This window comes from Paenibacillus sp. OAE614 (assembly GCF_040546645.1).
GTDB classification, from domain to species: Bacteria; Bacillota; Bacilli; order Paenibacillales; family Paenibacillaceae; genus Paenibacillus_AQ; species Paenibacillus_AQ favisporus.
The window spans coordinates 2,281,751-2,294,831 of sequence record NZ_JBEPOD010000001.1 but is presented as its reverse complement, the minus strand read 5'-3'; the positions used below and the strand labels follow the sequence as shown (position 1 = coordinate 2,294,831).

11 protein-coding genes are annotated in these 13,081 nt (G+C 55.2%); 2 read left to right on the top strand and 9 right to left on the bottom strand.

The annotated features are described in order from the left end of the window. Positions 1-84 precede the first annotated feature (84 nt). Complete coding sequence (locus ABIE48_RS10840; RefSeq protein ID WP_192714583.1) at positions 85-918, bottom strand: AraC family transcriptional regulator; 834 nt, start codon at positions 916-918, stop codon at positions 85-87. A gap of 146 nt (positions 919-1,064) precedes the next feature. Here ABIE48_RS10840 and ABIE48_RS10835 point away from each other — a divergent pair, with 146 nt between their 5' ends. Then, on the top strand, positions 1,065-2,192 hold the full coding sequence (locus ABIE48_RS10835) for a glycoside hydrolase family 88/105 protein (RefSeq protein ID WP_192714584.1): 1,128 nt from the start codon (positions 1,065-1,067) through the stop codon (positions 2,190-2,192). A 155-nt stretch (positions 2,193-2,347) separates the two neighbouring features. Here the strand turns inward: ABIE48_RS10835 and ABIE48_RS10830 are convergent, their stop codons facing one another. From ABIE48_RS10830 to ABIE48_RS10805, 6 genes are all read right to left on the bottom strand, one after another. After that, positions 2,348-4,279, bottom strand: a complete 1,932-nt coding sequence (locus ABIE48_RS10830; protein WP_192714585.1) for an FtsX-like permease family protein — start codon at positions 4,277-4,279, stop codon at positions 2,348-2,350. Then, on the bottom strand, positions 4,254-5,027 hold the full coding sequence (locus tag ABIE48_RS10825) for an ABC transporter ATP-binding protein (RefSeq protein ID WP_374954648.1): 774 nt from the start codon (positions 5,025-5,027) through the stop codon (positions 4,254-4,256). Before ABIE48_RS10825 ends, ABIE48_RS10830 begins: the two co-directional genes overlap by 26 nt. 181 nt (positions 5,028-5,208) lie before the next feature. Beyond that, on the bottom strand, positions 5,209-6,216 hold the full coding sequence (locus ABIE48_RS10820) for a sensor histidine kinase (RefSeq protein WP_145021171.1): 1,008 nt from the start codon (positions 6,214-6,216) through the stop codon (positions 5,209-5,211). Further along, positions 6,213-6,917, bottom strand: coding sequence for a response regulator transcription factor (locus ABIE48_RS10815; protein ID WP_089546733.1), 705 nt, complete (start codon positions 6,915-6,917; stop codon positions 6,213-6,215). Before ABIE48_RS10815 ends, ABIE48_RS10820 begins: the two co-directional genes overlap by 4 nt. A gap of 9 nt (positions 6,918-6,926) precedes the next feature. Continuing rightward, complete coding sequence (locus tag ABIE48_RS10810) at positions 6,927-8,783, bottom strand: ABC transporter ATP-binding protein (protein ID WP_192714586.1); 1,857 nt, start codon at positions 8,781-8,783, stop codon at positions 6,927-6,929. A gap of 103 nt (positions 8,784-8,886) precedes the next feature. Beyond that, entirely contained in the window at positions 8,887-9,795 is a 909-nt protein-coding gene (locus ABIE48_RS10805) for a LysR family transcriptional regulator (protein WP_192714587.1), read from the bottom strand. Between the two features lie 141 nt (positions 9,796-9,936). Here ABIE48_RS10805 and ABIE48_RS10800 point away from each other — a divergent pair, with 141 nt between their 5' ends. Continuing rightward, positions 9,937-10,836 (top strand): DMT family transporter, encoded by a 900-nt coding sequence (locus tag ABIE48_RS10800; RefSeq protein WP_192714588.1) that lies wholly within the window; start codon positions 9,937-9,939, stop codon positions 10,834-10,836. A 214-nt stretch (positions 10,837-11,050) separates the two neighbouring features. Here ABIE48_RS10800 and ABIE48_RS10795 read toward each other — a convergent pair whose 3' ends face one another. Both ABIE48_RS10795 and nagZ read right to left on the bottom strand, forming a co-directional pair. After that, positions 11,051-11,467 carry a hypothetical protein gene (locus tag ABIE48_RS10795; RefSeq protein WP_145021183.1) on the bottom strand — a complete coding sequence of 139 codons (417 nt, stop codon included), beginning with the start codon at positions 11,465-11,467 and terminating at the stop codon, positions 11,051-11,053. A gap of 138 nt (positions 11,468-11,605) precedes the next feature. Continuing rightward, complete coding sequence (gene nagZ, locus ABIE48_RS10790) at positions 11,606-13,048, bottom strand: beta-N-acetylhexosaminidase (RefSeq protein ID WP_354518851.1); 1,443 nt, start codon at positions 13,046-13,048, stop codon at positions 11,606-11,608. Positions 13,049-13,081 lie beyond the last annotated feature (33 nt).

Sequence of the window (13,081 nt, the reverse complement as noted above, 5' to 3'; positions counted from 1 at the left end):
TCCTCTGCTTTCCATGAGTTCCAACCCTTAAATCTATGGATTCACATATATTAATATCAATTGGCCATGACGACAAGCATCCTGCTATTTTCCCTTTCTGTAATACAGAGGCGCATGTCCCGTAACCGATTTGAACACCCGGCCAAAGTGCGTAACGCTCCCGAAACCCACCTTCTTGGCGATCAAATGAACCTTCAACGTCGTCTGCTCGAGCAGATGCTTGGCTTCCTTGATCCTGACGCTGTTCACATACTCCACGAAGGTAAAGCCTGTAGCAACCTTAAAAAACCTGCTCAAATAATATGGGCTGGTATAAAATCTCTCCGCTAACCCATGAAGCGACAGATCCTGCATATAATGCTGGTTGATATAATGGACGACTTCCGAGATCCGTTCATGCATGGGGCTTGGCGCTTCCGGTCTCTCCGGAAGAGCTTGGCCCGCATGCCTGCAGCAAAGGATGAGCAGCTGCAGCACCAAGGCCTGTGCGTACATGTCGAAACCCGGTCGCTGGTCCTGCACTTCCTGGATAATGCCCCGTGAAATCGCCTCAACGGAGGAACGGCTATAGGGAGAGCATTTGACAATGACGTATTCCTGATCGAACAGCGGCTGCAATATGTCCTTATAGGCGCCGTTCAGTGCCATAAAGCATTCGTGAATGTTGACGATGAGACGTTCATGCCTGGGCATCGCCGCATTGGTCGTCCGATGCAGAATGTTGGGAGGAACGATGACGACATCCCCTTCACTGACCACCATCGTCCGATCCTTAATGAAAAATTCGCGACTGCCTGACATCAAATAATAAACTTCGTATGTACTGTGAAAATGGCTGGATGGCATATGATGGCTTAACGCCTTCCGGTAGGACACCGAGAAGGTACCCTCTGCGTTTTCATAGTTAACTTCACTCATTTAAATCCAACCCCCCACCGGTTTGCCTATATTATACGCCCCTTCCGAATTGGCGCAAGATATAAGAAGAATTTGCGTATTTCAGCAAAAACCGTACATTTTCCTGTGCTAATCTAGGCATAAGCACAAAGAGGAGGAATGAGACCGTGAACACGTCAGAACTTCAATCCAAGCAGCAGCTGCAGGAGGAAAGAACGCCCATTCAATGGGCCGAACAAGCCTGCGAAGCATTAATGGCTAAATTCGAACCCGAACAGCTTCCGCCGGACCGTTTCCATTATCACCAGGGGGTCTTTCTGTCGGGCATGGAGAAATGCTGGAGGCAAACCGGTAAAGATCAGTATTTTGACTACATTAAACGTTGGGTGGACAGTCAGATTCTCGCCGACGGCAGCATCAAAAAGTACAACCCCGATGAGCTCGATGACATCCAGCCTGGTGTGCTTCTTTTCAACCTGTTTGAACAAACGGGGGACGAACGCTACAAACAAGCGCTGCACACGCTTGTACCATTGCTGAAGTCATGGAGAACCAACCCGTCGGGCGGGTTCTGGCACAAGGGGCACTGCCCGAATCAAATGTGGCTGGACGGTTTATACATGGCTGGACCGATCGCCGTTCAGTTCGGCAGGACGTTCGGCGACAGCGAATACTTTGACATGATGGCTTATCAGGCGATCCTGATGTCGAAGCATACCAAGGACCCAGGCACCGGACTCATGTACCACGGTTGGGATGAAACCAAAGAAGCGTCCTGGGCCGATCCGGAAACGGGGCTCGCTCCGGAGTTCTGGGGACGCGCTATTGGCTGGTATCCTGTCGCCCTGCTGGAAATGTTCGAACACCTGCCAGAGAATCATAAAGACAAAGCTGCGCTAACCGTCATCCTGCAGGATCTGCTCGCGGCTTTGCCGAAATACCAGGATCCCGCCTCAGGCTTATGGTACCAGGTTGTCGACAAGGGCGACCGCCCGGACAACTGGCTGGAAAGTTCCTGTACCGCCCTGTATGTACACGCCATTGCCAAAGCGGTGCGGTGCGGTTATTTGGACGAAAGTTATCTTCAGTACGCCTGGAAAGGATACCAGGGCGTCATCGACACGCTGAAATTTGACGAGAACGGCCGCGTGATCATCGGCCAAATATGCATCGGCACAGGCATTGGGGACTACGCCCACTACATTGCCCGCCCTACGAGCGAGAACGACCTCCACGGCGCCGGCGCTTTTATTCTGATGTGCACGGAAATGAACTTGGCAAAGCAAGCAGACTGAGGGCTGACCAGGAGCAAGCCGATCCCGCGCCCAAATCGTTTGAGTCCGTTTACTTGGTACGGTCTTCAGCTCAGCCATGATTTTCCGGACTTCGTGTTTAAGAAAAAAACCGCCTCCACACCGGATGTACCGGAACGGAGACGGTTTTCTTAATTTTACACCATCACACGCTTGAGCTTGTGAACGTAACGCGAGCGTACGATCAGAAAGTACACCATCTGGACGATAACAAAAGCGATCGAAGCGATCAGAACGGACGAATTCACTTCCCCGACCCCGAAGTCCTTACGGACGGCATTCAGCACGACGAGTGTCTGTATGACCGACACCACGATCGGAACGAAGAACAGGGCGGCGATCTGCAGCGTTGCGGCACGGCTCATTTCCTGGATTTTCAAGCCGATTTTGGACATCGACTGGTACATCCGTTGATCCTGCGTCAACTCATGGTGGAGTTTGAAATACAGGAAGCTCGCGGAGGAAATGGACAGAACCGCTGTAATGAAAATACCGGCAAAGCTCATCATCGCGAAGGACTGCCTCAGCGAGTAGTAATCACCGCCCCGGGCGCTGATGATGTTTTCGGATTGGCCGCTCAATTCCCTGTCGATCCCCTCCTGCTTCAGCTTCATGCCAATGCTGATTTCTGGATCTCCCTCCGCAGGAATGGTGCCTGTCGACCATTCGGGAATCAAATAGACGACGCTGCCCTGGATCCGGTATGGCTCCGGTTCAGAGGACAAAAGCTTCTTGTGCGCCTGAAATTCCTCATCCGAAACGATCAGCATATCCGAGACGGTGGGCGACACGTTCACTTCAGGCTTGATCGTGCCGGTGATGTCCAGCTCGGCTTTCGTATCCCGCAGCGTAATCTTCCTGAGGTCGTACCAGTCCGGACGCTCTCGTGTAACCTCAGTGGCAGGGATGACATGCACCGCCTGATGCAGATGCAGTTCGCCGACCTTCGGTGCGCCGACGGCTTCTGCCAGCCGGTTGTACATGGACCGCGGCATCACGGAGACCGAGGAGGTTCTTTCTCCCACCACGGAAAAATATTGCTCCGAGCGAATTGTCTGATAGTTGATGCCTTGACTGCTCAGCGATTGGTCGATCAGCGCCAAATCACCCTTCACGCTAGTGTCGTCATACACCGAAAGCCGGATAGCATAGGGATTCGCCCTGTAATTATCTTTATTCGTCTCGTTGATGGACATGACGAACGCGACACTCATACAGGAAATAGCTGTGACGACCGTCACCATGAACAGCACTCTCGCATTATCTTTCATTTTATAGGCCATTTCCGAAATCCAGATCAGGTTTGTCCCCTTCCACACCCACCTGCGGCTGCGCTTCAAGAGACGCATGACGAGCACGGTAATTTGCGTGAAAAAGAAATACGTCCCCGCAATCCCGGTTACGGCGGCGAGAACGAGATTCACCCGGAGCGACATATAGCCGGCGGCCAGAAGGGCGATCCCGAATAAGGAAATCAGGATGGACGCCTTCGGCTCGGTTTTCGGACGATTCGACCCCTGCAGCAGATGCAGGACGTGATTGCGGCGGATCAGGATCAGCGTAAACGCCGAAATAGCGATGAACAGCAGGGCGAACGCGGCCACTGTCAGCAGCACCGCTTTGACCGGAAGGTACAGCCCCAGCTTCTCCATGCCCACTACCTTTGCGCTCAGCAGCAGAAACAGCTTGGACAGAATGAGGCCGCTGCCGATCCCGGTCACGATGGACGATGCGCCGATGATCATATTTTCGATGAAGACCAGCCGGCTGATCTGTCCCTGCTCCGCCCCCAGAATCGTCAGGATGCCGAATTCCTTGTTTCTTGCCTTCAGAAAAGCCCCGATCGAGTAGAGCACAAACAGAAATGAAAAAATGTAAATGATGTACTCCATAATCAGCATGACCAGCATCGTCGTGTGTCCGAGCTCGGTCTTGTTGATGTCCGGATGGAAAATAAACAAAGCATACGTAAAAAACACCATCACCATAAAGCTGCTGCTGAGGTAGTAAGCGAAATAAGCCCTGGCGTTGCGCTTCACGTTGTTAAACGCGAATTGAGGAAAGCTCATGTGCGTTACCTCCCAGGAAAGACAGCATCTCGATGATCTTTTGGAAAAAGGCCTGCCGGCTCTCTCCCCGGTGAATTTCTCCCGACAGCTCGCCGTCCTTGATGAAAACCACCCGGTGGCAGTAGCTTGCGGCCTGTGGGTCATGCGTTACCAGCATCATCGTCACGCGGTCGGCGACGTTCAGCTTCTCCATCGTCTCCATCACGTTGCGGGAGGATGCGGAATCCAGCGCCCCGGTCGGCTCATCGGCAAGCAGCAGGGACGGCGAAGGGATGATCGCCCGTGCGATGGCGGCACGCTGCCGCTGTCCGCCGGAAATCTCATAGGTGCGTTTGTTTAAAATATCGGTAATGCCAAGCTTGTCTGCAATCCGCGTTAGCCTCGCTTCAATATCCGGCAGCTTCACCCGGTCCAGCGTCAGCGGAAGCACGATATTTTCGGCCACGGTAAGGGTATCCAGCAGGTTGAAGTCCTGAAAAACAAAGCCCAGCTGGCGCCGGCGGAATCCCGCCAGTTCCTTTTTTTTCAGCTTGTGGGGATTCTGCCCGTTGATCAGCACCTCCCCGGAGCTTGGCGCATCGATCGTGGAGACCATGTTCAGCAGCGTCGTTTTGCCGCTTCCCGAGGGCCCCATAATGCCGACAAATTCGCCTTGCTTGATCGTCAGCTGAATATTCGTTAATGCGCGGGTGGTTACTTTGCCCGGATAGACTTTGCTCAAGCCGGTCACTTTCAAAATATCCGTCACAGGAATGCTCCTTTCTTGTCTGTCTTCTGTGATACCTCTACTGTAAAGCATAACCCGCAGCCGAAACTATGGATTCGTCTTACGCCAATCTTAAACCTTCGTAAGGATATGTTCGGGTCCCTCGCCGCAAAAAAGGACGCCATGACATTTCATCAAAGCGCCCTCTCTCCCTCTGCAATTGTTAGACAGATGGCCGTAACGGCCGCGCATCAAAAACGAACCTTACCGTCGTCCCCTGTTCGGGAGCCGAATCGATTTCTACGCGGTGACCGAGCCGGCTGCACACCTCGCGGACCAGATACAGACCCATCCCCGTCGATTCGTGGTAGTTCCGGCCCGTACTTCCCGTGTAATAAGGCTCAAATACCCGCCCCAAATCCTCGGGCCGGATGCCCACGCCTTGATCCGTGATTTCCAGCACCGTTTCGGCTTCGCGGCGGCTGGCCGCAAACACTACTCGCTCACCGCGGCCGGCCGAATACATGACAGCATTCGTGATCACTTGACCCAGCATGAAATGAAGCCACTTGGCGTCCGAGTAGACGGCCAGCTCCCCATCGATCCGGATGTCCGGAACAAGACGATTGCGGATGAACCAGCGCCGGTTGTCGGCCACAGCCTCCTGGACGGCGGACCGGAGCGGAATGGCATCGACCCGAAAGTCATGCTCAAACCGGTCCAGCCGGGATGTATACAGTGCCATCTCCAATCCCTTGCGCAGCTTGTCCAGCTCCTCCTGAAGGCTGCCCTCCACCTCGTCGTCCAAATCCATATCCTGCAGCGTCAGCTGGATGACCGAGAGCGGCGTCTTCATTTGATGCACCCACCGGTTGATAAAAGCGGTGTGAAGCGCAAGCCGCTGCCTCGTATCATAGAGCTCATTCTGATACAGCTGAAATTGATTCTCCAGCAGCTCATGCAGCGCATCGGCCAGTGGGGTCTCCCCGATTTCGTTCTGGGACTGGTCCAGCGTCCCGGCCGGCTCCGACAACCGCTGGTATAAGCGGCGGTGGCTCAAATACCTGTAGGTTAAATAAACGAATAATAGAACCGTAATCAGGACGGCGCTGTACAGGGAGATAGAAACGGAATGCGTATCCGATCCCAGCCAAAACAGCGTTCCGACCAAGATGATCTGCACGAGGTATACGATCAGAAGCGGGATGTGCTCTTTCAAAAACAGCCTCACGGCGTCTCCTCTCCCATGGTACGGAGCACATAGCCGGCTCCGCGTACCGTTTCGATCCGCTCCTCCATGTCCAGCTCTTTCAGCTTCTTGCGCAGCCGGGTCATATAGACGTTCAGCGTGTTGTCATCGACAAAGTGATGATCTTCCCACAGCAGGTCCAGCAGGCGGTTGCGGCTGACGACACGGCCGGCCCGGTTCATCAGCGCTTCAATAAGCATCGATTCCTTCTGTGTCAGCTCCACACTGGCGCCGGCCGATGACAGAATAAACCGTTCCGGATACAGCGTCAGTCCGCCCGGCTCCTCTACTTTGCGCTCCTCCTGCCTGCCGGAGTAAGAGCCGTAGGCACGGCGAAGGCTGCTGCGGATTTTGGCCATCACTACTTCATAAGCAAAAGGCTTCGTTATATAATCGTCCGCCCCGTTCTCCAGCGCCATCACCTGGTCCATTTCACTGTCGCGCGCCGAAATGAACAGCACCGGGCATGTGGACACATGCCGGATCTGCCGGCACCAATAAAAGCCGTCAAACTTCGGAAGATTGACGTCCAGCAGAACGAGATGCGGCTGGAAAGATTCAAACCGTTCCATCACCCGGTCGAAATCCTCCAGCACCGCCGCCTCATACCCATATTTCTCCACATGCGCCTTCAGCATGGAGGAGATTTTGGCGTCATCTTCGATAATGAATATACGAAACAAAACAATACCTCATTTCCTTTCCGCCGATGGCGGAAGATTCAGGGCGGGCTCGGATGCCGGCTCAGGCAGTTCCCCTGCCTGAGCGTCTTCGCCGATGCGCAGCTGTTGCATGGCAAACTCGCGGTACATGGCATGCGATTCGAACAGCTCCTGGTGCGTCCCGCTACCTGTAATGCGGCCCTTCTCGATGAACAGGATCTGATCCGCATCAACGACGGTCGACAGCCGGTGGGCGATAACCAGCGTCGTCCGGCCCTTCATCAAGTTGTCGAGCGCCTTTTGGACGAACACCTCCGACTTGCTGTCGAGACTCGAAGTCGCCTCGTCCATCATCAAAATTTGCGGGTTCCGCAGCAGCGCCCGGGCGATCGAAATCCGCTGGCGCTGGCCGCCGGACAGCTTCACCCCGCGTTCACCGACTTCCGTGTCATATCCTTCCGGCAGCTCATGAATAAAAATATCGGCATACGCCATATGCGCCGCCCGTTCCACTTCCGCGTCCGTCACTTTCCGGTCCAGCCCGTAACAAATATTGTCGCGGATCGTACCGGAAATGATCGGGCTCTCCTGCGGTACATATCCGATCCGGCTGCGCCAAGAATGCAGCGAGAAGGATTCAATGTCTTCCCCGCCGATACGGATGGTGCCTCCGGTCGGCTTGTAGAAGCGCTCGATCAGGGAAAACAGCGTCGTTTTCCCGCCCCCGCTCGGTCCGACCACTGCCGTCACCTTGCCGGGTTCAAGCGTGAAGTTAAGTCCATGCAGCACGCCCTCGCCATCGCCGCTGTAGGCAAACGTCAAGTTTTCCGCTTCGATGGCCTGAGCCGCATCGGTCAGCGAGCGGCCCTGCAGGACGTCCTCCTGCTCGTCTTCCAAAATGGATACGATGCGTTCGGTCGCCCCCACGGATTTTTGCAGCTGCGTGAAAAAAGCTGTAATCTGGTTCACCGGCATGACAATCTGGAACAAGTACAGGATAAATGCCACGAGCTCCCCGGCGGTTAACGCCCCGCTGGATACGCGCATGCCGCCGTATCCGATAATGACGACCAGCAGGCCCATCATGACCAGCGAAATGACCGGCCCGATGAACGCCTGCACTTTGCCTTCGCGGATGCCGAGCGACAGCAGGCTCTCAATGGAACTCCGCCCGACCCGCTCTTCGCGGTCTTCAGCATTCGAGGCTTTGACCAGCCTGATCTCGGACAGCACCTGGTTCAGCACCGCTGTGAATGAGGCGGTTTCATCCTGCATTTTCCGTGAAATGTTCAGCATTGTCCGGCCGAGCGGCACCAGCACCGCCGAAGCCACCGGGATGGCGGCGAGCATGATCAGAGTCATCTGCCAGTCCATCAGCAGCAGGATGATGATCGAACCGATCATGGAGATGATGCCGTTAAAAAAACCGGTCACATGCTCGGATACGAGCGATTTCAGCACCGCGGTATCATTGGTCATCCGGCTCACGGTATCTCCGGTCCGGTTATTGTCATAGTAGGGGATGGTGAGCGTCAGCAGCTTCTTCCACAGCCTGTCGCGGAGCTTGGCCACCACCTCCTGCCCCAGCCGGTTCAGCAGGTAGATCGAGACGCCGCCGGCAATCGCCTGCAGGACAAACGTCACGACCAGCAGCACGATCTGCTCCGGACGGATCGACTCCACAGAGAAGCTGTCCACCAGATTTTTCGTAAAATACGGGACGATCAGGCTGACCAGCGTGGAAATGACGCTCAGCACTGAAGCCACGGCGAGCAGCCATTTCGACGGCCTCGTCTGCATGACGAGGCGGATGAACGCCTTCCAGTCTCCTTTGGGGGCGGCCGCTTCTTTCGAAGCCCCGCCGATTGCAGATTGATGTTCCGTCATCGTAACACCGCTTCCTTTAAATGATATGGTCCAGATCCATTTCCTATAGTTATACCGCCCGGATCGTTCTTGTCAAATTCAGGCGCGTCCACCCGTGTATACGTTACTCTCCCCTTACGGGTTTCGCTCCTCCCGCCCGCGCTTCATCGGCGAGCCAGCTCCGGGCGCAATCGATCATTTTCCGCGTGGCCGGAGAGACGTTCCTCGTGGCGTTCAGGGCGATCCCCAGCGACCGGCAGCTTCCGTCCTCCAGCTCCAGCGCTACCACCTCGTTGCGTCTTCCCCGCAGGATCATTTCCGGTAAAATGCTGATGCCAAGTCCGTTCTCCACCATGGCCACGATCGCATAATCGTCGGCTGCCCGGAACTTGACCGGCGGTTTGACCCTTCCTTTGCGCAGTACCCGCCGAACGTCGTAATCGCTGCCTTCCTTCGGCATGATGAAGGGCTCGTTGGCAATGTCGCCATACCGTATGCAGGGCTCTTTTTCCAGGCGATGGCCCGGGGGAAGGATGCACAGCATCCGGTCCAGCTTTAACGGGATGACCTCAAACGAATCGAGGGTGGGCATCGACACAAACCCGAAGTCAATTTCGCCGCTGAGCAGCCATTCCTCGATCTCATGGTAGTCCCCTTCATACAAGTTCACTTCGATCCGGGGATGGCTGGCCAGGAACTCGCGGATAATCCCCGGGAGCCACTGCACCGAAATACTGGTAAAGGTTCCGATCCGGATCGTGCCGGTTTCCAGCCCGTTAATGGCCGCCACTTCCTGCTTCAGCCGCTCCTGCACCTGCAGCATCTCCCGTACGAATGCAAGCACGCGTTCCCCGTTATCGGTCAGACGGACGCCGGAACGGTTTCGCGTAAGGATCGAGAAGCCGAACTCCGTTTCCAGACTGTGAACGGCATGACTTACGCCGGACTGGGTCAAACCGAGCGCCTCGGAAGCTCTTGTCAGGCTGCCAAGCTCTACCACTTTATAAAACACTTCATACTTAAACAGGCTCACCTTCGCCACCCTTTTTCATTAATTTCATTCATACTTCGCATTCAAAACATTCAATTTTCTTATTTAAAGATACCACGTATACTGGATCAGGCGAAAGCTGTTGTTTAAGTTTGATCGTGTAAAGGCAGGGTCTCCTATTTCATGAAACCTTTTAAAGCAAATGTCGTGATTATGATCGTCACCCTTTTTTGGGGCTCTTCCTATTTGTTTATGAAAATGGGGCTGGATTCGGTTCAGCCCTTCAATCTGATCGCCCTCCGGTTCGGGCTGGCGTTCATCGCCGCCGGCGGCCTCTTCGCAGGCCGGCTTCGCCGCAATACGGACGTCTCTGTATTGAAACATGCCGCGCTTCTTGGCTTCATCCTGTTCGGCGTGTTTGCCTCCATTATGCTTGGGCTTCAAGGAACGTCCACATCCAATGCGGGCTTTTTGATGAGCCTGACGGTCATCTTCGTGCCGGTTCTCTCGGCCGTATTCGGCAAAAGCATGCCAAGCAAGCGGCTCGTCCTGGGCGTCCTGCTGGCGATGACCGGGATCGGTCTGCTCACGCTGCGGCCCCAGTCCGGCATCGGCTTCGGAGACCTGTGGTGCATCCTTGGGGCCTTGCTGTTCGCCGTCCACATGATTCTGACGGGCCTTGCAGCCAAAAAATCGCCGGATCCGCTCTGCATCGGCATTTGGCAGCTCGGCTTTGCCGGCGTGTTCGGGCTCGTCTTCACGGTGCTGTGGGAGACCCCGCGCCTGCCCGGCAGCATCTCAGGCTGGGTGGCGGTGCTGGCGCTCAGCCTCGTGTGCAGCGCGCTTGGCTTTATCCTGCAGACCATGGCCCAGCAGTATACGACCGCAACCCAAGCAGGCCTCATTTTTGCGCTGGAGCCGGTCGTGGCCGCCGTCATCGGACTGCTGTTCATGAACGAAACGTTGTCCGTCCAAGGATATGCAGGCGCCGGTCTCGTTCTGCTCGGCGTAGCCCTGTCTGAGCTCAACGTCGGCAGACTGCTGGGCCGGAAGAAGCAGCCGCGCCGCGAGGCTGCCGGATGAAATGTCCGTACATACCGCACCATAATAAAAACATCGATCGACGTACCTTCAAAGAAGACAGACCGCGTTTAAAGGTAATATCAGGAAGCCTTGGCTCTGGTGTTTATACTTTCTGATATTTTAAAAAAAAGCGCCCCTCTCATCAGAGGCGGCGCCTTTTTCATTTCGACTTGGACCCGGTCCAAATCCACTCCGGTCAGCTTATATGTCAGTTTTACGTACGCATCAGCGCAAGCGTAGGCGTTCCGCTCGAAACGTCAACGAAGAGCACGTAGTTGTTACCGTCCGTGCCCTTGAGCACAAGGCCGGGCTGGCTGGCCATGACTCCCGCATAGAGATGGACCTGCTGCAGGGTGGGACTACCCATCGGCACGGTCGGTTGGGCTTGCGCGACCACTCGGAATGCCGCGCTCACCGTACTGCCGGCGCCGATATTAACGGATACCGTCTGGCTGCCATTGACCTGCTGGGACCCGGCAATGGTTTGGTTGCCGTTGATCTGGGAGGACCCGGTTATCGTCTGGTTCCCCACCACGTTGAAATTTTGCATGATCGTCTCATTGCCGTTGACTTGAAGGTCCTGGCCTATGGTAGCGTTCCCTGTCACCTGGATGCTATCAAATGTTGGCATATCTCTCATTCCTTTCCTTGGAGATAGAATAGTATATGCCAAGCTTGTCATCCAGCCCCGTGCTATTGTCTTAACAATTCTTCGACCCGTGACACAGCTGCTCAAGCCTCTTCTTTTCCTAGCATGCGATGATTGACTCTATTTCAAACCGTATTTGCCCAACAAGCTGCGGGCGTCCTTGTTGATCCGGTCCACATCCGGCCCATTTACCGGTTTGTCGGTAAGTCCAAAAGCCCTCTTCAGCTTAAGAATGGCGTATACCCGGTCATTGAGCACCTCTTCGGATATCGTCCCGTTTTTTACCGCGTCCGTCAGTGCCTGGATGGCCTCCTTCTCCTTGGCGTAATCATGCCCGATGAGAATGATGTTTCCGCCCGCAAGGATGGCCCCGACCGATGCCTTGCCGATGCTGTAATTTTTATCGATCGCCCCCATCGTCATGTCGTCCGAGATGACGACCCCTTTGAATCCAAGCTCATTGCGGAGCAGGTCCGTAATGACGGCTTTGGAGAAGGAGGCCGGGTGGTCCGGATCCAGCTTCGGCATCAGCAGATGCGCGATCATGACGACATCCGCCTGGTCTTTCACCGCAGCCTGGAACGGCACGAGCTCGAGCTTCCGCAATCTCGCCAGGTCATGGTTCACGACAGGCAGACCGATGTGGGAGTCCACGGATGTATCGCCATGCCCCGGGAAATGCTTCACGACCGGCACCACATGCTCCTCACGGATTCCCTCCATCGTAGCTTTGCCTAGCCGGGCAACCCGTTCGGCGTCATTGCCGAAGGAGCGGTCCCCAATCACGGGATTGTCCGGATTGCTGTTGACGTCCAGCACCGGCGCAAAATCCATGTTCAGCCCGAATCCGGCCAGCTCCCGGCCGAGGATCTGCCCGATGCCATGGGATAACTCCGTGCTGTTCTTCCTTCCAATGGCGAGGTTTGTCGGCATGTCGACGAATTTATCCGGCATCCGGGACACCCGTCCCCCTTCCTCGTCCACGCTCATCCACAGCGGCACGGGATTGTCCTGGTTGTCTTTTTTGAGGCCGTTGAACAGGCTCAGTGCCTGCTTCGTGCTGTCGATATTATTTTTGTAGAAAATAAATCCGCCGACATAATACTTCTGCACGAGCTCGCGGGTCTCTGCACTTGTGGCGGTCCCGTCCATACCCACGAGTACGAGCTGGCCGATTTTCTCTTCGGTCGTCAGCTGGTTCAGCTGCTTAAGGACCGGATCGTCCGCTGTTGTATTTGTGCCACCCGGATGCGATCCGTCTGGACCCGTATCCTGGCCGCTGCCTCCGTCCCCATTTGACGTGCCCTCTGGAGTATTGGACGTATCTCCGCCTTGATTTGCAGAAGAATTCGGCTCACCCTTCCCTCCGGCGGTACCCTCTTGCCCCGTTGCGTCATGTTGACCATTTGCACCCGTTTGTCCAGATGCGTTATTTCCTCCGTGATTTAAGGAACAGCCGGTTGCGAGCATGATCGACATCACGCATGCCAAGCTGATTCGAAGCAGTCTATGCAAAGCCTTCACACCCTTCTTATTCTCGGTATGCTCTTCCTGTTTGTTCATCTTTGACCTCGGGCACAGAAATATACATGCTTA

Coding starts and splice junctions, on each gene's coding strand:
- ABIE48_RS10830 (WP_192714585.1), bottom strand. CDS start 4,279: ATGAGCTTTCCTCAATTCGCGTTTAACAACGTGAAGCGCAACGCCAGG.
- ABIE48_RS10840 (WP_192714583.1), bottom strand. CDS start 918: ATGAGTGAAGTTAACTATGAAAACGCAGAGGGTACCTTCTCGGTGTCC.
- ABIE48_RS10810 (WP_192714586.1), bottom strand. CDS start 8,783: ATGACGGAACATCAATCTGCAATCGGCGGGGCTTCGAAAGAAGCGGCC.
- ABIE48_RS10795 (WP_145021183.1), bottom strand. CDS start 11,467: ATGCCAACATTTGATAGCATCCAGGTGACAGGGAACGCTACCATAGGC.
- ABIE48_RS10800 (WP_192714588.1), top strand. CDS start 9,937: ATGAAACCTTTTAAAGCAAATGTCGTGATTATGATCGTCACCCTTTTT.
- nagZ (WP_354518851.1), bottom strand. CDS start 13,048: ATGAACAAACAGGAAGAGCATACCGAGAATAAGAAGGGTGTGAAGGCT.